This window comes from Nocardia tenerifensis NBRC 101015 (genome assembly GCF_000308715.1).
GTDB lineage: Bacteria > Actinomycetota > Actinomycetes > Mycobacteriales > Mycobacteriaceae > Nocardia > Nocardia tenerifensis.
The window spans coordinates 15,843-36,930 of the sequence record NZ_BAGH01000180.1 but is presented as its reverse complement, the minus strand read 5'-3'; the positions used below and the strand labels follow the sequence as shown (position 1 = coordinate 36,930).

The window sequence follows — 21,088 nt, the reverse complement described above, 5'->3', positions numbered from 1 at the left end:
GGCGGCCTGCGCCGTCGCGCCGCAGCGCGCTCAGCTCGCCGGCCTGCCCCTCGGCCAGCTCGGTGTAGAGCCGTTCCAGCCGTTCGCCGTACTGCTCCTTGAGCTTTGGGCGCGCCAGTTTGCGGATGCCGGTGAGCAGACCGTTCTCCAGCGTGAAAGGCGTTGTCTCGAGGAGGAAGTCGCGCGGGATCTCGTAGGACTGCAACTCGGCCGCGCGGGCGACCTGCTGGAGCGATTCGCCGATGAGCGACTTCACCGTCGCGCTGTCGCCGCGAGCCAGCGCATCCTCGGTGGGCACGATCACCGCTAGCAGGTAGGCGCGAGCGCTGTTGCCGTAGAGGTAGATCTGGCGAATCAGCGGGCTGGCCTCGAACACCGCCTCCAGGGTCGAGACCGTGACGAACTCGCCCTGCGAGAGTTTCTGCACATTGTTGCGGCGGTCGAGGTAGACCAGTTCGTCCGGGCCGAGCTCGGCCACGATATCGCCCGTGCGGTAGTAGCCGTCGGCGTCGAACATCGCCGCGGTGACCTCGGGCCGCTTGTAGTAGCCGGGGAACATGTCGTGCGACTTGACCAGCAGCTCACCCCGGGGATGCGGCCGATCGGTGTGGAAGTAGCCCAGCTCGGGCACGTCGACCAGCTTGTAGTCGATGATCGGCGGCCGCCGCACGTGCCCGTCGATGAACACCGCGCCGGACTCGGTCGAGCCGTAGCCCTCCAGCAAATGCATGTCGAGCAGGGACTCGACGAACTCCTTCAGTTCGGCGGAGATCGGCGCGGAGCCGGTCAGCGCCGTGACGAACCGGCCGCCGAGCAGGGATTGCCGCTGCTCGGCCAGGACCCGCGCCGCGAGCGCCGCGCGATCGACGCCGTCGCCGGACCGGCGATCCAGCTCGCTCTGGAACTCCTGATACAGCATCTCCCAGATCCGCGGCACGAAGTTCAGCTGGGTCGGGCGGACCAGCGCCAGATCCTCCAGCAGGGTCGAAAGGTCGCTCCGCGCGGCGAAATACGCCGTTCCGCCGTTGCCGAGCGTCCCGTACAGCGCGCTGCGGCCCATGACGTGGCTCATCGGCATGAAATTGAGCGAGATCGACGGCTCGGCGCTGTCCTGAGCCCACGCCGCCCTGGTCGACTTGCGCCAGAAGTTGGCGACCAGGCGCTCGGTGTACATCGCGCCCTTCGGCGCGCCGGTGCTGCCGGAGGTGTAGATCAGCAGCGTCAGCGGATCGTCCGCCTCGGAGACGAAATCGGTTGCGGGCAGGGCCTTTCCACGGTCTATCAGCTCGGACAAGCTTTCCAGCGTCACCGTGCCGCCCGCCTCGGCCAGGCGTGCTCGTGCGGCGTCGAAGGCTTCGCGCTGCTCGTCCGCCTGCGGGAAGTAGTCGAAGACGACCAGCCGCTCGGCCGCCGGGGCGGTGCGCGCCAGGTCGACGGCGTCGGCGAGATAGTCCGCGCTCGAGGCGATTACGCGCGGCTCGGTCTCCGCGACGATCGGGCTCAGCTGGGCGACCGGCGCACTGGTCTGCAACGGCACCGCCACCGCGCCGACCTGGATCAGCGCCATATCGATGATCGTGTAGTCGACGCTGGTGAATCCGAGCACGCAGACGCGATCGCCCGGTCGCACCCCGTCCGCGACGAACGCGCTCGCCGTCGCGTCGACGCGCTCCGCCAGTTCGCGGTAGCTCAGCGTCTCGAAACTCGGCAGCAGCTCCGGCACGACGCGCCCGGTCTTGGAATCCCGCCCGAATCGCACGGCGCGCTGCCCGAGCGCCGGCCGATCCGCATACCCTTCCAGCACGGTCCGCACGATCCGCGGCAACCGCAGCTCCGGTCGCTCGAGCGCAGCGGTCACCGCCGCGCTCGGCACCGCGGCCGCGAACTGAGGATCATCGGCGTGCAAATCCGCGATACGGCGTGCGAGCCGCTGTTCACGAGAGTCAATCGACATAACAGGTCCACCTCCACGACCAGCAAGAACTTGACGGGATCAGGTAGAGCTCGACGGCGCGAACCGCGCCAGACATAGTTAGCTTAGCAAAGCAAATGATTTGCGCGGCTGTCAATGTTCTGTAAAAGAGCCGACCCGCATCGGCTCTCCCGCGAGCGCCGGCGTCCGGACGGTCTCGGCCGAACCTCCGCTACTCCCAGCCGATCGCGGTGTGCTCGGGCCGGTTCATTCGCGGCCGCCTATGGTGCGCCACCGAGCAAGTTCCAGGCGGCCCGCCGTTGTGTCGCGGACACCATGGGTCCGCAGCCGAGGACTCGATCGATCCTGCTCGACCGGGCGAGATGTCGGAGAAGATCTACCCGCATGAACACATTGCCGTTGCGCACGGTCGACGGGGGCGAGTCCGATGCCTCGACATTAGCTCCCATCGGGTCCGGCGATGATCGATCGGCCCCGGACAGCCTTACGTGCTCTAGCTAAACCGTTGCGCGCGAGCCTGTTACACAACGCCTCTCGGCCGCGAGCGGTTTCGACGCGACTCCGGTCGGCAACACAACCTGCGTAAAGCGTTCAGGTTCGGCTACTTTCGTAGTATCGCGTTAATCACTCGAACCGAGTGGCCGGTACGTATTGCGAGAGAACAACTTTCACAGAACGTTTCACCGTCGCCAGGGAGTGACCGACCATGGAACTCATCGCGCCACTGGATGCCATCTTTCTGCTCGGCGATCGGCTCGGACACCCGATGCACGTCGCGGTACTCCAGGTTTTCGATGTGCCGGCCGACGCGGCACCGGACTTCGCCCGCCGCGTTCAAGCGGAGTTGTCGGCGGACAAGGCCATCGATCCCGCGTTCCGCAAACGCCCCAGATATCTGCCGTTCCTTCCCCCGTTGATCTGGGCCAGCGACGAGGACATCGACCTCCGATATCACCTTCGGCGAGTGTCGGTGCCCCACCCCGGCGAGGCCGGCCAAGTGCTACAGCTGGTCTCGGAACTGCACAGCACACCGCTCGACGACCGGCGCCCGCTGTGGGAGACCTATTTGATCGACGGTGCGAGCGACGGTCGGATCCGGCTGTATTCGAAGGTCCACCACTCGGTGTTCGACGGGGTATCCGTGGCGAATGTGGTACATCGGTCCCTCGCGCACGAGGCGGGCATCGCCGAGGGGGGCGCGATATGGCATACACCGAGGGCGCTCGAATCCGCGGGCGTAGCTTCGGGTCCGACCCTGTCGGCCGCCGCCAAATCCGCCGCCGCGGCGATGTCGTCGGTGCCCACCATGATTCGCGCGACGGTGTTCCAACAGCAATTGACGCTGCCTTACGAGGCGCCCCGCACCATGTTCAACGTCCCGATCGGGCCGGAGCGGCAGTGCGTGGTCCGATCATGGAAGCTCGAACGGCTCATGCGGGCCAAGCGAGGTTTGGGCGTCACCGTCAACGACGTGGTGCTCGCGATGGCGGCCGGAGCCCTGCGCACCTACCTGATCGAGCGAGACGCGTTGCCGGACAAGCCATTGATCGCCCTGGTTCCGGTGTCGCTGCGCGCGAAGGACCGCGCCGAGGCGGCCGGTGGCAACAAGGTGGGCGCGGTGCTGTGCGGGCTCGCCACCGACATCGCAAATCCGCTGGACCGGATTCGGCACATCGCCGATTCGATGCGCCGCAGCAAACAACTGTACGCATCCCTGCCCACGACGAACGCGATGGCACTGTCGGCATGCGTGCTCGGCCCGCTCGCGCTCTCGCTGCTGCCCGGAATACACTCGGGGCCACCGCCTTTCAACGTCGTGGTCTCCAACATCCCCGGACCACGCCGACCGTTGTACTGGCACGGCGCACGATTGGCGGCGAGCTACCCCCTGTCGATCGTCGCCGACGGCCAAGCGGTCAACATCACGGTCTTCAGCACCGCGAACAGCTTGGATGTCGGCATAGTCGGCGACGATCGCCGGGTCCCCCAACTCGCCGGTCTCCTCGACCACCTCGAGAACGCCCTCGGTGAGCTCGAGTGAGACTCGACAACATCTCGGCCGCTGGTGTGAACGCTACTCCCGGCCGGTCACAATGGGTTCGAGCCGGTTCACCGGGGCTTGTAGGTCAACGCTGCCCGCGCGATCGACTCGCCGTTGCCATCGGCCAACCCGGCGGCGACGAGGCCGCCGGACTTCGGGTCGAACTTCCCCTGGCCTGCCGGGACTTCGACGGTGATCGCCTTGTCCTGACCGTCGCATTCGGCCGGTTGGACCGCCTCGCCCGCCGCCGGCTCGCTCTTCGGGTTCGACTGCAGCATGCCTACGGCGAGAACGCTTATACCGTCGCTCTTCGCGCAGTTGTACTCGACCTTCACCTCGGCCTTGGTCTCGCTTACCTTGATCTCGCCGATCGCCAAGGTCGGGTCCGGCCGCGCACCGGACGGACCGGCGCCGACCATCGCTCCTACCAGCGCCGCACCGGCGAGAGCGCCTACGATCACCGCGCTTGGCCGAACCGTCTCGAATCGACTCATTGCCCTCCTTCGCTAGTTCCGTCGTATCTGACACTGCCTATTCGTTGCGATGCGGGAGAAGGATGGACGGTAACTCGCCGGCCGGGGGAAGCACTTGGTTCATGATCGCTAGCCCGGTTGTAACGCCGTGGTAATCGCGGGAGCGCAATCGGATGTGAGCATGGTGCGAAATCGCTTACCTCCGAAAGGGTTACGGCTACGTGCGGCAGTTCTATCGAGCGGTGCTCCTGGATGACGACCATCGGGTGATCGGGTATGTGGAGCCCGGGGTGCGGCTCGAGGAGCACGCGTGGGTCGGGAATCACGAGGTGCAGGGGGTCGAACGGCTGCTGACGATGCCCACCCGGGTGGTGTGGGCGCGGTGGCAGGGCCGTCTGTATGAAACCGTCGCGAGAGTCGCGCCGCTCGCACCTCCGGAGCACGGGTGCACCGGACAGTACATCCTCAACCACGACCGTTTCGAATATGTGGACAAGGCGGGGGTGCGGATGAACGCGCGGCGTCGGCGCGTGCATCCCCTGCCGATCCTCACCGTGGAGAGCGGCACGGGCATGCCCCCGTGGGCGGGATCGTGGGCACACGACCGAATCTCATTGAGCGACACCGTGCCCGAGGGATTCGAGCTGTGGAAGTTCGAGCAGCTCGAGTGAACGCTCAGGCGCGGCGGATGGGCTGCAAGGTTCGGGGCGGTTCGGTGGTGAGGAAGATGCCGATCAGTCGATACACCTCGGCGGGCTTCTCGACGATGAGCAGGTGGGACGTGCCGGGGACGATGGCCAGCTCGGAGTTCGGGATGGCGCGGTAGAGGGCGATGGTGTGCTCGAGGCTGACCGCGTCGTCGTCCGCGGCGACCACGAGGGTCGGGCTGGTGATCGCGGCAAGTTCCTCGACGGTCAGGGTCGGCCCTTCCCGTCCCATCCTGAGCACCTTGTCGGCGACGACGGGGAAGTGCTCCTCGCCGTCTGGTGAGACCTCGCCGTAGCGAGCGGCCAAGCGCCGCATGGGTTCCTCGTCGGCGAAGCCGTCGAGCACGCCGGGCAGCACGCCGTCGCGATGGAAGTTGCCGCTGATCGCGACGAGCTTGCGGACCAGATCCGGACGCCGGACCGCGACCAGCAGGGCGACGACCGCGCCGTCGCTGTAGCCGACGAGATGCGCCGCGCCGCCGACCACCGTGTCGAGGAAGGCGATGGTGTCCTGCGCCATCAGGTCGTAGGTGAGCGGGCCCGCGACGTCGGGCGTGCGACCGTGCCCGCGCCGGTCCATGCGGAACACCCGGAAATGCTCGGCCAGGCCGGCGACGGCGGGCTCGAACGACCGCGAGTCCACGAAGCCGCCGTGCAGCAGCAAAATCGGCTCGCCGTCACCTGTTTCGTCATACCAGGTCCGAACCTCGCCCAGCTGCACATCATTCGCCATAGATCGAATACTACGACCGTTGCGTGAGTCGGTCGCCCGGCTCGGCGCGGTCTTCGGCCTCTGCCAGGTCCTTGAGCGTCAGTAGTTGCTTGCGCATCATGATGAGATCGCCGAGGGCCAGGAGGTGGGCGGGCAGGCGTGGGCCGCCCATACGGACCCGGACTACCAGGCGGGTGCCGTCTGCTTCGGGGCGCACCGCGTAGGTGACGGCGATGTTCCCGGCGGTCAGGGTGAGATGCTCGCTCAGCGCGAAGGAGGCGAGGGTGAACTGACCCATGAAGCGTTGTCCCACTTCGAGTTCGGTGAGGCGGGGGTCGCGACGGCGTGGGCTGGTACGGCCCCGGCGGTCGAGCAGGTCGTAACTGTATGGGGCGACACGCAATTGGCACAGCCACGCATAGACCAGGCCGTAGGGCGCGTCGATGCTGATGGCCCGATCTGCTTGCAGGGCAACGGGTTGCAGGTCGTCACAGGGCAGCGGGTCGACGCGCTCGGCGGCGGTGGCGCCCCAGGCGAGGCCGGGGTTCATGCGGCGGCCGCGATCTGACGGAGCATGCGGCGCACGACGATTCTGTGCCCGCCGCTGCCGATCACCAGCGCGCGATAGAGCTTGCCGTGCAGGCCGGGGAAATTGCCCCAGGACTCGGCGCGGATGCGGGTTCGGTTCCCGCCCTCGTCGTCGAGCTCGAAGATCAAGGCGTACTCCGCGAACCAGTGGCGGCCCTTCATGGCGAGCCGGGTGGGCGGCGCGGCGGAGTCCAGGACGAAACCGCTCGGCACCGTGGACGGGTCCGCCGGGTCCTTGCAGACGACTTTCAGCAGGGCTTTCCAGGCCCGGTCGCGATTCGCGTCGACGGATCTGGCATGCTCATCGATATAGGACAAACGCTCCATATAGAAGGAACGTACTAGTACATGGCGCCTCCCCGCAAGCACGACACCGACGTGATCCTCGACGCAGCGCGCGCCCTCGTGCTCGCCGACGGTCCCCGCGCCGCCAGCGTGGCGGCGATCGCCGAGACGAGCGGCGCACCGGTCGGCACGCTGTATCACCGCTTCGGCAACCGCAACGGTCTGGTCACCGCCGCGTGGCTGCGGGCGCTGGAGCGGTTCCAGAGCGGGGTTCTCGCGGCCGCCGAGCAGCCCGACCCGGTCGAGGCCGGCGTCGCCATGGTGTGCGCCGCGCTCACCTTCGGCCGCGAATTACCCGACGACGCAAGACTTCTGCTGAACGTGCGGTTCAACGACCTGCTCGACGGCGGCCCCGACGACGACTTCCGCGCCCGCCTGGCCACCATGAACGCCCCCCTGCGCGAACACCTGCGCCGCATCGCCACCGGCCTGTTCGGCCGCGCGGGCGAGCGCGAGCTCGACGCCGTCAGCCGCGTCGTCGTAGACCTCCCCTACGCCACCCTCCGCCGCCACGCCCCCACCCTCCCCGACTGGCTCGACATCGACCTCCCCGAAGCCGCCCGCACCCTCCTCACCTCCTACCGCACAAATCCGCCGACCTGACCCGGGCCACTGAAGCCGAACACTTCACTGTCGGGACGATCATCGAGCCCTACTTCGGCATCGGCCAATTCCGTTCTGTCCCCGTGGGATCGCCGAACTGAAAGCTTTCGGCTTCCTCGCCGCCTTGCGCAACCCCGAACCGCGGCTGGTCCGGTATCGTCCCTGACAGGATCGGCAGCCCATTCTGCTGGGCCCGCAAGCCGGGGTCGGCGACCGTGGAGACCTCGATCCTGTTGCGACGCAGTTCTTTTGCTAGTCGCTCAAGCCACGTGACCGGACGTATGACCTCAAGGCGCGATTCGCTCACCACAGGCCGCCTTCCAGCTCGGCCTTGGGAACGAACTCCTTCGGCGCCGCCGCGCTCACGAGCCCAGTCCAATCCAACCCACTGTCTTCGACGAGCCTGCACAGGAGTTGCCACGCGGCCCACGCGTCATAGCCTGCACGGTGGTTCGAGCAGATCGTGGCAGAAGGCGAAGCGGTATGGCGGGGACGACACCGGCCACCACCGGCGGTAGATGGTCGCTTACGTTGTCGTCAACGATCACGCGAAGCTCAAGCTCTGAGTAGCCGCTGCTCAATTCGTCGGCCACGTTCTGCGCCTGCTCCGCCGATGCCTGGTAGTCCAGCCTCAATTCACCGGACTCGATCCGAATGTAACGCGGTTTCCGCATGTCCATCATCCCCGTTCCGTTGTTGGCAAATTGCCTGGTAACGAGGGTTAATCGGCCGCCGCGACGGGTCCATGCCGTAACCCGTTAGTCGGTATACGCCCGGCGTATATTCCCTGCCGCCCTGAGGATTAGGCTGACCTCGTTCGGTCGTTCTTGTCGCAAAACCCCAGCTCAACTACTATGGAAAGAGGGGACTTTTACTTCATGACTGACACAGTCACCAAACAAGCTCACGGCTCAGATACCCGCCGCCACAAGGTCACTGGCGACGTTCACCTTGTGCTGCGTCGCGGCGACGATGTGCTCTTCGGTCAACGTCAGAACACCGGATTTGAAGATGGGGCCTGGCACCTGCCGTCCGGTCATCTTGAAGCCGACGAATCTGTGATCGCCGCCCTGATCCGTGAAGCCGACGAAGAAATCGGGGTGACGATCAAGCCGGAGGACGTCCACTTCGCCCACATCATGCACAACTCATCATCTGGTGGCCGCATGACCTTCTTCTTCACAGTGCGCAACTGGCAGGGCGAGTCGAAGAACCAAGAGCCAGACAAATGTGCTGAGCTGCACTGGTTTTCAGCAGATGAACTGCCCGAGCACATGATCGACTATTGCCGGGTGGCCATGCAGTCCATCGCTGACGGCAACAGCTTCTCGGTCTACGGCTGGTAGCTATCGTGACACTTCGGTCCGGGCCGGTGGCGTGCGTCAGCTACCTGGCGCTGGCGGAGTTATGGACCGTGCCTCAGTTTCCGCGTGCAAACCATGGGGCCGAGATCCGAAGTATTGAATGGTCCGTCGCCGCTGACGGGCCGACAACAGCGGCGGCGCTCGCAGCTCTCGGAGCGCCGACCCTGTTGGTTACCAACGATATTGGCAGCGATGACCACGGCAGATTCGTTCACTACTGGCTAGAGGAGCGCGCCGTCGAATACGCCTTCACGATCCGGCCAGAAGCCATCACCCACGGATTGTTGTCGCTGCCGACGACGATCACACCCGGACCTGGTTCGCCCATCTGCCCGATGTCGTCGCCAGCCTGAAGCAGATAGACCTGACGCCATTCGCCCCGGCGTCGTTCCTCTACGTCGATTGCTACGAAGTCATTGAGCAAGCAGCCTTGCGTGTGATCGGCGCCGGCCAAACGGCCGAGGTGCCAATCCCCCTCAACCTCGGCGGCTCCGATCTCTCGGAGTCCGTAGCCACTGCCCTCCGCGGCCACCCACACCTCCTGATTCAAACCAACGTCGATGACGTCGACCACGAAGAAGCACCAGCCCAGGCCAGATCGCTGCTGGCCCAGACTGGCGCACGGTGGGTAATCGTGACGACCGGTGCCTTCGGTGCGGTCGCTGTCAGTCGGTCGGAACAACTCTCGGTACCTGCCTTCCCGGTCGCCGTTCGCCATACCCATAGTGCTGGTGCGGCGTTTTCCGGTGGCCTGCTCTATGGCCTGCGTGCCGGGTGATCGATGGAGCGAAGTATGTTGCTCGGATCGGCCAGTGGGGCACTCCGGTGCGCACGACACCACAGTGCCCCACTGCCGAGCTTGGACGAACTGCAAGCGCTAACCATGACTAGATCAGCTCACCGCACTGTTGCCTTCAGTCAGGATCTGGCCGGATAGCGGGATGCCATGCTGTCCAAAGCTTTCGTAGCCGTCGCGCGCGTAGACGTGTTGCGATGGGTCGGACAGCGCGACGCCCGACGATTTCAAGCCATCGCAACGCAGACTCGACTGTGAACGGACTCGGGGTTGGGACGAACTCCTTTGGCGCGTCGAGCGCGACGTATTCCCTTCGATAACGCTCCAGCGCAGCGAGCTGCACCAAACCGTGGACAATCACGCCAAGACCAACGCCCGACAGAGTGCTCGCTATTGACGAGAGGGCAGATTGGGCAGTCGATCCGATCGCCAATAGCGGAACCGACACGATAGCGACCGAAGCCCCGAATGCCAGCGTGACAAGTGTGGAAGGGTCAGGCCGGACAGCTCGTATCGCAGCGAGCCGTAAGGCGGACTGTGCATTGTCGTCGTGCAGAACGCGTTGCACCTCGCCATCCTCGATTGCCTGAATCACCTTGTCCTGCCGTTCGATACGCGCGGCAAGTCGACGCTCGCGCGCCCAGTGTTGCCAGGCAACCGGAATCCCTAACAACGCGCTGGCGATCGTGAATCCGATGCCAGCGGCCTGGACCCATTGAAAGGCCGTCACGCGCCGAATCTTAGGGCATCACGGCGAGAGCCCGATGCCTATCATTGCGCGACGGCCGGCCAGCTCGGCTAGAACAATCCCCACTCCGTCAACTGCCCTCGCACCTCCTGCAACCGGTCCGGCGTCAGCCGCTTGCGCTCGGTCTCTTCGGCAGATTCATCCTTCGCCCCGTACTGCCACCAGGCGGTGCCTGCATGCCGGTCCATCACCAAGAACTTCTCCTTGACCGCAGGCCCGCGTACCACCAGCGATACCGTGAACGGCTCTGCTACCACCGCATGCACCATCGAGTGGTGCAGGGCGTAGCTCGTGCCGATCGGCTCCTCCCGAGCTTGGAGAACTGGCAGCTTGTTCGGGTCCATCTGCTCATCCACCTCTGTGTTCCCGAAGAGATAATGCCGGTATTGACCGCGCAGAATCCGGCTGGCGTACGACCAGCGGTGGTTGTGCGGCCGGTCGAAGTAGCCCGGCAAAAAGACATGCAGCCGCATGCGGATACCCGGATCGTCGTCGCTGTGCAGCACGATCTTGTCCAGGATGTCGTAGTGCTCACACATGGCGAGTAGCTCTGGCCTGTTGGGCAGATCGTCCAACCGCTCGCGCACGATCCGCGGTTCGGCCGCAAGTTCGTTTAGCGCCTCACGACAGTTGATCTCGACATCGTCGATGTCGTTCCAATCAATCCAGCACAGATTCTCGGCGATGCGCTCCATGTCATCCATTTGGCTTCCTCACTTCTCGGCTTCGGATTCGTCTTTCGCGCTGGATTTCCACAACCGGCAGACCGGCACGATGTCGTCGTAGGCGTCGCAGGATGCTTTGCCCATTACCAATTCCTCGGCCGGGCAACCGCCCATACAGGCGCTGACTTTGCACCCTCCGCAGGAACTTTCGGCGAGGGCACTGGTGAACAGATCGAACTCGTTGACTCCGTGATTCAGCTGCACTTGGCCGTCCACCATCTGGGCGAAGTACAGATCGGTGTCGAACAGGTACGAGCAGACGTAGCAGCGGCCGTCCGGAAAGATCGAGATCCGATCCAGCGTCCGGCCGATGCATCCCTGGTAGCCCTCGGCTGCGTAGCGCTCCATCTGGTCGCGTCGGGCATACGTCGGCTGGTACCACACCCGCGTTTTATATTCCGGCGCAACCTGATTGAGCATGTCGCAGAACTCGATCCACTTCGGCGGTGTCATCGCCATTTCTGAATTGCCGTGTCCGGTGCCGATGGTCGAGAAGACATGGAACTTGACCAAGCTGGCCCCCAGCTCATCGGCATGCTTCAGCAACTTCAAGACGTCACCCTGGTTGGCTTTGTTGACCGTGCAGATGATCCGGGTGTCGAAGCCGCGGTAGGTCAGCTCCGCCGTGGTGTCGAGGGCGATGTCGAAGGTCCCGGCGCCGCGAATGGCATCGTGGGTTTCGCTGCTACCGCCATCCATGCTGACCTGCACATAGGCGAAGTCCTCGGGTTCCAGCTGCCGGAACTTCTTGAGAGCTGGCTTCTGCGCGTTCGTCGTGGTGATGACGTGCTCGTAGCCCAGCTGGCGACTCATCCGGACGGCGCCGCAGTAGGACGGATGCAATGTTGGTTCGCCGCCGAGGAGAGTCAACTTGCTGCCGCCCAGCCGGCGCCAGGTGGCGAGCGTATCCACGATCTGCTGCAGCGGCATCTTGAGTGCCCGGTCGAGCCGTTCGCCCATGTAGCAGTGCTCGCAGCGCAGTTGGCAGGCTTCGGTGATGTACAGATACACATTGCGGAAGCGCCCGTAGGCGACGCGGTCAATCCGCTCCGGCTCCCGGACGTTGGCACCACGAGGCATCCGAGCATGGCCGTAGCCATCACTTTTGCCTCTGAGAAGTGGGACAGGTAGGTCAACAGTCGTCATAGCGATGAACTCCGTGAAATGAGGAGTGGGGCAAGCAGATCCGCCGCCCCGTCAATGGTGTTGGTGGTATCGAGTTGGGTCACGGCAATGCCGGAATCTGTAAAGCCCGCCCGGATGCCAGCAGCCGTTTGGTGGTAGCGCTGCAACCTGGCCTTGAACAACCGCGGAGAGTCGCCTCGCCTCGGATGCAGCAGGCCGCCGCAATGACCGCACTGCCATGGGTCCTCGGTGCTCGGTACTACCGGAAGGCGTGGATCGCGAATCGGGTCGCGTTCGCACCGGTGACACACCTTGCGAGTCTTGGCTCGCTGCTTGAGCGTTCGTGCATCCGTCAGCACTTCGATGGGCTCGATGTGCGGCGATGGCGTCAACGTCCAGAGCGTCGCCAGCAACTGGTCGACCTGGCTCGCCGATCCGGGGAAGTTGTCCAGCAGGATTGTGTGAACATCCGAATCTTCATAAGCGGCAACGAAATATGAGCGGAGGGCATCGCCGACGGTGAACTCGTCGATCCAGCCCAGGCGTCCGCTGCTGCTGGCCGTCGCGGCCAAAACCTCTTGCGGCACGTGCTCGCGCAGCCGGAAGATCCGCCGTCCCGGCGATTGAAGGCGCAAGGTCAGCGTGGTTTTACCGGCGGCCGGTGGGCCGAATATGGGAACTACCAGGGACAACGTCACGGCCAACCCCTTTCGTGAGGCCCGAATATGTCCAGGTTCAAGAGTCGATCGGCGGGGGAGAACCCGCCACGACATGTGGGTATGCGGGGTATGCATGAAACGTATAGTGGGTACGGTCAACCCCTTGGTAAGGTCACGCGACCAGGGCGGATGGGGTGGGATTAGGGCACCCGAAAATGATTCCGGAGTAGCCATGAAGCGCGAACCCGACGACCGGCGTTACTGCGCTCGGTGTGGGAGCAGGCTCAATCGCTACAATGCCGAAACGCTATGTGGACCTTGTAATCTCACCGCGCGCGATCAGGTGCCGCAGCCGCCGATGGTGCCGCCGGGCTTCTGGCAGACCGACAAAGTCCGCGATGCCCTCGCCACGTGGCATATGGGTCGCGTGATCTTCGCGTACCGGACCCACCCGTACCACGGTCGACCGCTGCCGCAGGAGCTGGTGGCCAATTGGCTGGAACTGACGCAGGCCCAGCTGAGCCGGATCGAAAAGGGCGCGGCACCTGAGCAGATTTCCAAGCTGATTCGCTGGGCGGAAATTCTCGACATTCCGGCTGACCTGTTGTGGTTCAAGCTGCCCGATGCCGAAGGCGGCGGAACAGCCCAGCCTGTCGAAACCGCCAGTGCCGCAGGCCATGACGCTGTGGCGCTCATTCGATGGCTGGCATCGGACGGCACTGCCCCACCACCACCGAACCAGGCGCAAGAACTGGAACGCGTCGGCCGGGCATTAGAGGACGCCAGACGATTCTTTGACGGGTCGGTGGTGGAGTTCTTCCGGGTCCAGCTGGCCAAGTGCAAGGCAGACGACGGCACGCTTGGTCCGGCCGCTGCACTTCCGCTGGTGCTCGGGATTCTCGGCGCTATTCGACGGCATGGTCGGCAGGTCAGACCCGACGTGCAACGGCAGCTGCTGGCCGTCGGTGCCGACGGTGCCGAATTCGCCGGGTGGCTATACCGCGATCTCCACGATCCGCTCACCGCCACCTTTCTCTACGACCGGGCGATGGAGTGGGCGCAGGCCGCGGGCAGTCTGCCGATGCAGGGCTACGTGCTGCTCAAGAAGTCCCAGATGGCCTACGAGACTCGCGACACCGGCACGTTGCTGACGCTGGCGCAGGCGGCGAAAAATGGCCCGTGGCAACTGCCGATCCACGTACAGGCCGAGGTGGTGCAGCAGGAAGCCTTGGGACTCGCGATGATCGGCGAACCAACCAGCGTTGTTGAACAAAACCTGGCCGATGCCGAGCATCTCCTCAGTCAGGCGAACGGTGCGGACGAACGTGGGCTGGTCAGCTACTTCAACGAGGGCACATTGTTAGTCCGGTCGGCTTGTTGCTACACCGAAGCCGGTAGGCCGCAGACGGCAACGCAGCTCTTCGGTCAGGCCCTGGCCGGTGGCTCGCTGTCCCGCCGCGACGCCGGCTTTTTCGGGGCTCGCCGGGCCAAAGCATTGGCGCTGAGCGGCGAGCCGGATGAAGCAGCAACGGTCGCGGTTGAATCGGTCGCTGTGGCCCGCGAAACACGGTCGGAGCGAACGATGAACGTCATCGTGGACGTGGTTCGCACCCTTGATCCCTGGCGTCATCGGCCGAGGGTGCAGGAGCTGCGTGACGTGCTACTGCCCTGACGTTGAGCCGGTCGTCAGCCACGCAGACACAATGCCGATGACCTCAGCCTGGTATTCCTGGCTCTTCGGATTCAGGTACTGCGGGTCGTCGTGGACGGCAAAGCCGTGTTGCGATCCGTCGATCTCCACGAATTCAACCGGCGAAGTGAAATTCGTGGCCGCTTCGCGTGATCCCTCGATCGGCACCAAGGTGTCGGCGTTGCCGTGGATGATGAGCGTCGGTGCCGTAATCTCGCCGAGCACATCCAGCGGCCGGAACCAGAACACCTCGTTCAGGAACGGGCGACCGTGCTGCAAGTCGGCCTTGAATTGAATGGCGCCAGTCTCGTTCAGCTCCTGGGCGCGCTCGTCGCTGATGACGTCGTTCGTCCAGTAGTCCCGCGTGTCGATAGTCCGCTTCTTGTAGTCCACCTGCGGATTGAGCAGCACCAGCCGTGACAGATCGTCTGGACGTTTGGCGGCGTAGTACGCGCAGATACCGCCGGCGAAGCTCGCACCGCACACGCTCAGCTCGGTTGCGCCCGTGGCTTCACGGAGGTACGCCAGGCTGACGCGGATGTCGTTAAGGATGGTGGCCAGCGTCAGTTCTGCCTGAGAGCCTTCACTATCCCCGTGACCACGAAGATCGAAACGGAGCGATGCAATCCCAGCTTCAGCTAGACCTTCGGCCAGCCGGGTGAAGAAACCGCCTTCCTCGCGGGTGACACCACCGCCATGGACCAGCACGACGGCGCGCGTCGGTGGCTGGTCGGGTGTTACGAGGGTGGCCGCGAGGTGCAGGCCATCGAGGGTGCGGACGCGGGTGATGGTGCTCGTCGGAACCACGAGAGCCAGTCAACCAGACCGGGAGAACCGCGGCCAGGTGGTGATCAGGATGTGGGAGGGCAGATGGCGGATCCGCAGGGTTCGTGAATTTGGCTCCGTGTCGCGCGTTCCGACCCAGTGGCCAACCAGGGGCCACGCCCGGCCAATTTCGGCCCGGACCTCGAACATGGATAAATCTCAACTCCGCCGCCGCGAAGGCCGGATCGGACCGTTAGGCTACTACTGGTTCCTCACTTTCGAGCATGCGCCGGAGTTCCACGCGCACGTCAAAGACTGCCAACAGTCGATAGATACCGCATACTTCGACCTGACCGCTGCCGAGGGGCTGCATCTCACAGTGGACCGGATCGCGTACGACGGCGAGTTGTCCCGCGGTCAACTGCACTCGATCGCCGCAGCGGCCGGCCACGCTTGCCAACACCAGCCGCCGTTCGTCCTCGAGCTGGAAAACTTCACCAATTTACATGGAGCCATTGGGTTTATCGCTTCGCGGCATGAGAGGGTGCACGCCCTCCGCGACGAACTGCGGACAGCGACGCGATCCATCTATCCCGATGCTTCCGTCAAAGACTCCGCGTCGAAACCCCATGTGACAGTCGCCTACCCCGTGTTCGAGGGCCTGTCCGCTATCGCTGCTGCGACGGCCCAGAAAATCGGCACCACTGTCGACGCAGTGGACGTGACGATCACGGAAGCGGTTATGGTCGCACTCGAACGTCACCCACATTCCTACGAATGGGACGTGATCTCCCGGATTCCGCTGGGCGGCTGACGTGGTGCGCGCGAAAGAATCATCTCGCTGCCCGGAGGCATGCCCTCGGTCCGGCTCACGTGCGGCCGATAGGAGACCGTAATGCGGCCGCGCCGCACAACTCAGGCCGGCTCGGTGACGAGGCTCGGGGTCAGGTCGGTGAGGCCGTTGATGACGTGGGTGGCCAGGGCGAGGGCGTCGGGGGCCGGGGGGTATTCGGGGCGGGGGGCGGCGATGACGCGCATGCCAGCGGCGTGGGCGGAGCGCATGCCGTTGCTCGAATCCTCTACTGCGGCACAGTCTTCGGGGCGCTGGCGGAGGAAGGCGGCGACGGCCACGTAGACGTCGGGGGCGGGTTTGCCGCGGTCGACCTCCTCGGTCGAGAAGGTGACGCTGAAGAACTCGATGAGACCGGTGCGCCCGAGCACGACGTCGATCAGCTCCCTCGGCGACGAACTGGCCACGCCGAGCGGCCACCGCTCGCTCATCCGCTGCACCGCCTCGACGGCGCCGGGCAGCAGCGGAACCCCGCGGTCGTAGTGCGCGGCCATGCGCGCGATCACGTCGCGCGCGACCGTCTCGGGCGGCGCGCCGACGCCGAGATCGGCGCTGAGGTACTCCGACCACTCCTTGGTGCTCATGCCCATCAAACGTTGCTGCGTGTCCGGCAGCCACTGCCCGCCGCGCTCGGCGACGTAGGCCCGCCGCACCTGCTCCCACACCGGCTCGGAGTCGATCAGCACGCCGTCCATATCGAAGACCACCGCCGTGATAGCCATCTACTCAACGCCTTTCGCCAGCCGGACCTGTCCTTGCACTCGCCGGCCCGCGTTCGTCGCGACCGCGCCGCCAGTGCGGACCAGCCTATGCCACTTTCCGGATTTTCCCGCCCACCTGGCAACTCGGCCCATGACAGGAGCACTCGGCAAGCAACCGATAACGTGTTGCGCATGAACGAACAACAGGCCGGTGACTCGCTGCCCAGCAAGGAGCACCACGAGGGCTCGTTCCGGCCGATGAGTGACCTGATCAACGCACACGACCGCGACGTCGACATCACCCGCGGCGGACCGCACTACGGGGAGTTCATCGAGCAGGTGCGCGGGCTGATGGATCGCGTGCGGATGTCGTGCCCCACCGACGAGCAGGCCGTGGAGACGATCGGCCTGCTCAAGCAGCTCAACGACAAGCTGGACGCCGCGCGCGTCGACGAGTGGTCCACGCCGAACTGGACCAGGCACGACCTGCCGGGCCGCGGCAACATCACGCTGCCGCCGTTCATCATCGACAGCGTGTCGCGCGACGGCGTCGACGCCCGCATCACCTTCCGCGCCTTCCACCTCGGCGGCAACAGCGCCGCGCACGGCGGCGTGATCGCCATCGGCTTCGACGACCTGCTCGGCATGGCGGCCGCGGTGTACGCGGGCGGGGTGACCAGGACCGCGTCGCTCACCATCGACTACCGCTCCGTCACGCCGCTGCATACCGAGCTCCAGATCCGCGCCTGGACCGAGCGCCAGGAGGGGCGCAAGGTCTACGTCCGCGCGACGCTGCACGACGGCGATCGGCTCTGCGCCGAAGCCAACGGTCTGTTCATCGTGCTCAAGCCGGGACAGCCGTAACCCGTTCCGCCGCGCCGGAATTGCATGCCGCGCAGTCGTGCACGAGATGCACCGGCAGCCAACCAGTTCAATGATCGGGCCCGCGACGCGGCCGAAAGCCGCGGCGCGGGCCCGTTTTCCGCATGCCGTGCACACATGCGGGTCATGCCACTTCCGCTGAGCCGATCAGCGACCAGGGAAGTGCGCCTCGCGATACGCACCGAACCGCTCGTCCACCTGTTCGGCGGTGAGTCCGAAATCGGCGAGGGTATAGCGGTGCGCGGGACGCGCCGCGCCGGAGGTGCTTTCGGCGTGCAAGGCCGTCATCGCCGCCGTGGCGTCGTCGGTCAACGGCAGATCGAAGTGCCGGTAGATCGATCCCACGGTGCCGATCGGATCGGCGACGAAGTCGTCGTAGTCGACGTCGCAGAACTGAGCGGCGTTGTGCCGCTCGCGGTCCGCCAGGAACCGGTCGGCGCCGCGCGCCCACAGATCCAGCTGCGTCGCGCCGACCACCGAGCCGCGGAACTTGTCCGACCACCCCGCCGACGCCTGCTCGTTGAGACTGCACACCGAGGCGATGATGGTGCGCGGATCACGGTGCATCTGGATGACGAGCGCGTCCGGGTACACCTCGAAAATGGCGTCGAGCGCGAACAAATGGCTCGGGTTCTTCAACACCCAGCGCTGGCCTGCGTCGGGCAGCCCGATCAGCTGCAGGTTGCGCCGGTGCCTGCGGTAGGCCGCGGTCCAGTCCTGCTCCCTGAGCCACTCCGAGTAGGCCGGCAGGTAGGCGAGGCACTCGTAGGACACCGACATGGCCGACTGCCGCAGCAGCTGCCAGCACTCCTCCACCTGGTCGGCGGAGATGTGGTGCACGCCCATGAATTCGGGGTGCTCGACGTGGTGCTTCTCGAACGCGGCCTCGATGCGCTGATACACCGGGTTGCTCGCCCAGGTCTCGCGCGGCGGCCTCGGCTGCGGCATCTCGGTCAGCCACATCTCCAGGCCCTGGTGCGCGGGGTCGGCGTTGAGCAGCCGGTGCAGCGCGGTCGTGCCGGAGCGCGGCAGCCCGGTCACGAAGATCGGCCGCTCGATCGCCACCTCGGCGTGCTCCGGAAAGCGTTGCCACGCGGCCTCGCTGAGCAATCGGGCGATCAAGGCCCCGCGCAGGAACGCGCGATTGATCTTGTTGCCGAACGGCGTCAGTTCGGCGTCCTTGGCGTAGGACTCGAGCAGCACCTCGAGCCCGGTGCGGTAGTCGTCGGCCCCGAAATCGTCCAGCCCGACGACCTTGGTCGCCGACGCGTGCAGGTCATCGATGGTTCCGACATCGTCCCTACCGATCAACATCATCTCCTCAATAGTGGTGCGCGACAGCCGCACCCGATCAGTGGTGGTATTCCCCGCCGTTGACGTCCAGGCACGCGCCGGTGATCGCCCGCGCCATGGGCGAGGCGAAGAACACCACGGCGTCGGCGATCTCGTCGGGCTCGGGCAGCTTGCGCAGGTCGATGGTCTTCGCCGTCTCGGCGTAGACCTCCTCGGCGGTGCTGCCGCGCTGCTCGGCGAGGTAGTTGAAGTACCACTTCAGGTTGTCGGCCCAGATGTAGCCGGGGGCAATGGTATTGACCCGGATGCCGCGCGGGCCGAGCTCGGTGGCCAGGCTCTGCGCCAGCGCGAGCAGGCTGGCCTTGGCCATCTTGTAGGGCCCGAAGGTGCGCCGCGAGTGCCGCAGCACCGCCGAGTTGATCATCACCACGGAGCCCTTGGCGTCGGTGAGCGCGGGGATGAACAGCCGCGTCAACCGCAGGGCGGCAAGCACATTGGTCTCGAAGCCGGCCCGCACCTGGTCCAGGTCGACCTCGGCGAGGTCGACGATCGGCGGGATGGCGAACGCGTTGTTCACCAGCGTGTCGACCCGGCCGAACGCGCTGTGCGCGGCCTCGACCAGGTGCGCGGCGGCGGCCTCGTCGTTGATGTCGGTCGGCACCACCACCGCGCGCCTGCCGAGTTCGGTGATCTCCTTGGCGACCTCGGTGAGCCGCGACTCGGTCCGGGACGCGAGCACCACGTCCGCGCCCGCCTTCGCGCTCTGCACCGCGATGGCGCGACCGAGGCCGGGGCCGACCCCGGAGACTACAACAACCTTGTCCTGCAACAACATCAGCCGAGCATCCTCTCCGCGACGGCCGCCTGCCGGGCCGCGATCCGTGTGCGCCATTCTTCGGGCGTGACGCGCGCCTCGTGGTAGTACGGAAGCCGCTGGGGCAGATCGTCCACCGCGACCACCTCGACCGTCGGTCCGTCCTCCGGCTTCATCTCACGAGAGAGCCGCTGCCAGCGGAACTGGAGATAGCCGCGGTCGTGCCCGGTGCGCTCGATCCAGTTGACCAGTCCGGGGTTTCGCTCGCTGACCACCAGCCGGATCATCCCGTCGGGATCCACGCGCGCCTGATCGGCGGTGAGGCTGGTCTGGTGGTTGATGTAGTCCAGCGACAGGTACCACATGCTGCCGAGCTGGAAACCCTGGTACGGCGCATCGGATTTCGGCACCGTGATGATCATCGCCTGGTCGTCGTCGAGTTCGTAGTGGCCCGCCGAGGAGAACTGGGTGGTGAGACCGCCCGGCGTGGAACGGGGTTCGGTCATCGTGTTCACCGGCAGGTTCAGGTAGAACCACTCCGGGAAGGCGAGGAAGGTCTTCAGGCGGGAGATCAGCATCTTGCCCGCGACGCCGTACCGCTTGGTCAGCAGGTCCTTCGTCAGCGGGGGCGGCGCGTCGCCGACGCCCTCGACCCTGGCGATCCGGACGGTGCCGGGCTGCTCGGTGGACCAGTCGCTGTACACCTCGCGAACCACCAGCATCGCCGAGTCGGCGGCCAGGTGCACGTAGCCGGGGCGCGCCTCGCCGGGGCCGAGCCGGAGTTCGTAGGAGCCGTCCGGGCCGATCTCGAGGGAGCGGTCGTCGAAGGCGGTGAGGCTGTCGGGCACGTCCACCGGCGAGTAGTTGCCGTTCAGCACCTGGAAGCTGAGATCCCTTGTGGTGCCGCGCTTCCCGGTGACCACGTACTCCGCGTCCGGGCGCAGGTACGAGTGGAAGTAGAGCGTGTCGGGGTTGTCCAGGCCCATCTTCGTGTACGGGCCGGTGGACCGCACGAAGAACGGGAAGTCGCGCTCGTAGGCCCACGCCATCTGCAAGGCCGCGCGGATGCTGCCCGCGAGGTAGTCGTAGCCCTCGACGAGGTCCTGTTCGGTGCGGATGTGCGCGGCCTCGGTGATGATCTGCTCGGCGGCGGCGATGGCGTCCGCGAACGGCTGTGTCAGCAAAGGGTCTCCCATAACTCGCGGTGTTCCAAATATGTACCACTCTGGTACATTTCGTTTCAGGCAAGATTAGAACGTGTTCTAGGAGTGGTC

At 65.4% G+C, this 21,088-nt stretch carries 24 protein-coding genes; 8 read left to right on the top strand and 16 right to left on the bottom strand.

What is annotated here, in order from left to right; genetic code table 11:
• A partial coding sequence (locus tag ON39_RS14760; protein ID WP_040734593.1) for an AMP-binding protein occupies positions 1-1,954 on the bottom strand: 1,954 nt, incomplete at its 3' end.
• 685 nt (positions 1,955-2,639) lie between these two features.
• Between ON39_RS14760 and ON39_RS14755 the strand changes: the two genes are divergently transcribed.
• Complete coding sequence (locus tag ON39_RS14755; protein ID WP_040734591.1) at positions 2,640-3,974, top strand: WS/DGAT/MGAT family O-acyltransferase; 1,335 nt, start codon at positions 2,640-2,642, stop codon at positions 3,972-3,974.
• A 68-nt stretch (positions 3,975-4,042) separates the two neighbouring features.
• On the opposite strand, the gene ON39_RS14750 is transcribed toward ON39_RS14755, so the two are convergent.
• Positions 4,043-4,468 (bottom strand): hypothetical protein, encoded by a 426-nt coding sequence (locus ON39_RS14750; protein ID WP_146251304.1) that lies wholly within the window; start codon positions 4,466-4,468, stop codon positions 4,043-4,045.
• A 221-nt stretch (positions 4,469-4,689) separates the two neighbouring features.
• Between ON39_RS14750 and ON39_RS14745 the strand changes: the two genes are divergently transcribed.
• Positions 4,690-5,118, top strand: coding sequence for a hypothetical protein (locus ON39_RS14745; RefSeq protein ID WP_146251303.1), 429 nt, complete (start codon positions 4,690-4,692; stop codon positions 5,116-5,118).
• Between the two features lie 4 nt (positions 5,119-5,122).
• Here the strand turns inward: ON39_RS14745 and ON39_RS14740 are convergent, their stop codons facing one another.
• From ON39_RS14740 to ON39_RS14730, 3 genes are read right to left on the bottom strand one after another with little or no spacing between them, the layout of a single operon-like run.
• On the bottom strand, positions 5,123-5,887 hold the full coding sequence (locus ON39_RS14740; protein ID WP_040734587.1) for an alpha/beta fold hydrolase: 765 nt from the start codon (positions 5,885-5,887) through the stop codon (positions 5,123-5,125).
• Between the two features lie 10 nt (positions 5,888-5,897).
• Positions 5,898-6,416 carry a hypothetical protein gene (locus tag ON39_RS14735; RefSeq protein ID WP_040734586.1) on the bottom strand — a complete coding sequence of 173 codons (519 nt, stop codon included), beginning with the start codon at positions 6,414-6,416 and terminating at the stop codon, positions 5,898-5,900.
• Positions 6,413-6,781: a hypothetical protein gene (locus tag ON39_RS14730; protein ID WP_040734585.1), complete on the bottom strand. Its 369-nt coding sequence runs from the start codon at positions 6,779-6,781 to the stop codon at positions 6,413-6,415. Before ON39_RS14730 ends, ON39_RS14735 begins: the two co-directional genes overlap by 4 nt.
• 21 nt (positions 6,782-6,802) lie before the next feature.
• Between ON39_RS14730 and ON39_RS14725 the strand changes: the two genes are divergently transcribed.
• Positions 6,803-7,402 (top strand): TetR/AcrR family transcriptional regulator, encoded by a 600-nt coding sequence (locus ON39_RS14725; protein WP_040734584.1) that lies wholly within the window; start codon positions 6,803-6,805, stop codon positions 7,400-7,402.
• Positions 7,403-7,451: 49 nt separating this feature from the next.
• On the opposite strand, the gene ON39_RS14720 is transcribed toward ON39_RS14725, so the two are convergent.
• Positions 7,452-7,709: a hypothetical protein gene (locus ON39_RS14720; RefSeq protein ID WP_146251302.1), complete on the bottom strand. Its 258-nt coding sequence runs from the start codon at positions 7,707-7,709 to the stop codon at positions 7,452-7,454.
• A gap of 571 nt (positions 7,710-8,280) precedes the next feature.
• On the opposite strand from ON39_RS14720, the gene ON39_RS14715 reads away from it, so the two are divergent.
• Positions 8,281-8,748: an NUDIX hydrolase gene (locus ON39_RS14715; protein ID WP_040734603.1), complete on the top strand. Its 468-nt coding sequence runs from the start codon at positions 8,281-8,283 to the stop codon at positions 8,746-8,748.
• Positions 8,749-8,980: 232 nt separating this feature from the next.
• Here ON39_RS14715 and ON39_RS51425 read toward each other — a convergent pair whose 3' ends face one another.
• On the bottom strand, positions 8,981-9,190 hold the full coding sequence (locus ON39_RS51425) for a hypothetical protein (RefSeq protein WP_211336438.1): 210 nt from the start codon (positions 9,188-9,190) through the stop codon (positions 8,981-8,983).
• 12 nt (positions 9,191-9,202) lie between these two features.
• Here ON39_RS51425 and ON39_RS51420 point away from each other — a divergent pair, with 12 nt between their 5' ends.
• Positions 9,203-9,544, top strand: a complete 342-nt coding sequence (locus tag ON39_RS51420) for a PfkB family carbohydrate kinase (protein ID WP_211336437.1) — start codon at positions 9,203-9,205, stop codon at positions 9,542-9,544.
• A gap of 136 nt (positions 9,545-9,680) precedes the next feature.
• On the opposite strand, the gene ON39_RS48785 is transcribed toward ON39_RS51420, so the two are convergent.
• The 4 genes from ON39_RS48785 to ON39_RS14695 form a co-directional block, all read right to left on the bottom strand.
• Positions 9,681-10,292: a hypothetical protein gene (locus ON39_RS48785; RefSeq protein WP_146251301.1), complete on the bottom strand. Its 612-nt coding sequence runs from the start codon at positions 10,290-10,292 to the stop codon at positions 9,681-9,683.
• A 68-nt stretch (positions 10,293-10,360) separates the two neighbouring features.
• The gene (locus ON39_RS14705; protein WP_040734579.1) at positions 10,361-11,014 is read right to left on the bottom strand and encodes a hypothetical protein; all 654 of its coding nucleotides are present in this window, start codon (positions 11,012-11,014) and stop codon (positions 10,361-10,363) included.
• Between the two features lie 9 nt (positions 11,015-11,023).
• Entirely contained in the window at positions 11,024-12,181 is a 1,158-nt protein-coding gene (locus tag ON39_RS14700; RefSeq protein ID WP_040734578.1) for a radical SAM protein, read from the bottom strand.
• A complete protein-coding gene (locus ON39_RS14695; RefSeq protein ID WP_040734602.1) occupies positions 12,178-12,858 on the bottom strand; it encodes an adenylate kinase family protein in 681 nt (226 codons plus the stop codon). Before ON39_RS14695 ends, ON39_RS14700 begins: the two co-directional genes overlap by 4 nt.
• 193 nt (positions 12,859-13,051) lie before the next feature.
• Between ON39_RS14695 and ON39_RS14690 the strand changes: the two genes are divergently transcribed.
• Complete coding sequence (locus ON39_RS14690) at positions 13,052-14,491, top strand: helix-turn-helix domain-containing protein (RefSeq protein ID WP_246003112.1); 1,440 nt, start codon at positions 13,052-13,054, stop codon at positions 14,489-14,491.
• Here the strand turns inward: ON39_RS14690 and ON39_RS14685 are convergent.
• Positions 14,480-15,316: an alpha/beta hydrolase gene (locus ON39_RS14685; protein ID WP_040734577.1), complete on the bottom strand. Its 837-nt coding sequence runs from the start codon at positions 15,314-15,316 to the stop codon at positions 14,480-14,482. The genes ON39_RS14690 and ON39_RS14685 overlap by 12 nt on opposite strands.
• 166 nt (positions 15,317-15,482) lie before the next feature.
• Here ON39_RS14685 and ON39_RS14680 point away from each other — a divergent pair, with 166 nt between their 5' ends.
• Positions 15,483-16,088 carry a 2'-5' RNA ligase family protein gene (locus ON39_RS14680; RefSeq protein ID WP_040734575.1) on the top strand — a complete coding sequence of 202 codons (606 nt, stop codon included), beginning with the start codon at positions 15,483-15,485 and terminating at the stop codon, positions 16,086-16,088.
• 101 nt (positions 16,089-16,189) lie between these two features.
• Here the strand turns inward: ON39_RS14680 and ON39_RS14675 are convergent, their stop codons facing one another.
• Positions 16,190-16,846, bottom strand: coding sequence for an HAD family hydrolase (locus ON39_RS14675; protein ID WP_040734574.1), 657 nt, complete (start codon positions 16,844-16,846; stop codon positions 16,190-16,192).
• A gap of 171 nt (positions 16,847-17,017) precedes the next feature.
• On the opposite strand from ON39_RS14675, the gene ON39_RS14670 reads away from it, so the two are divergent.
• A complete protein-coding gene (locus ON39_RS14670) occupies positions 17,018-17,689 on the top strand; it encodes a PaaI family thioesterase (protein ID WP_040734573.1) in 672 nt (223 codons plus the stop codon).
• Positions 17,690-17,854: 165 nt separating this feature from the next.
• Here ON39_RS14670 and ON39_RS14665 read toward each other — a convergent pair whose 3' ends face one another.
• Genes ON39_RS14665 through ON39_RS14655 form a run of 3 tightly spaced genes read right to left on the bottom strand, consistent with a single transcriptional unit; the run spans position 17,855 to position 20,998 of the window.
• Positions 17,855-19,024, bottom strand: a complete 1,170-nt coding sequence (locus ON39_RS14665) for a sulfotransferase family protein (protein WP_218006162.1) — start codon at positions 19,022-19,024, stop codon at positions 17,855-17,857.
• Between the two features lie 34 nt (positions 19,025-19,058).
• A complete protein-coding gene (locus ON39_RS14660; RefSeq protein WP_040734597.1) occupies positions 19,059-19,835 on the bottom strand; it encodes an SDR family oxidoreductase in 777 nt (258 codons plus the stop codon).
• On the bottom strand, positions 19,835-20,998 hold the full coding sequence (locus ON39_RS14655; RefSeq protein WP_083894447.1) for a hypothetical protein: 1,164 nt from the start codon (positions 20,996-20,998) through the stop codon (positions 19,835-19,837). The genes ON39_RS14660 and ON39_RS14655 overlap by 1 nt, the downstream gene beginning before the upstream one ends.
• Between the last annotated feature and the right edge of the window lie 90 nt (positions 20,999-21,088).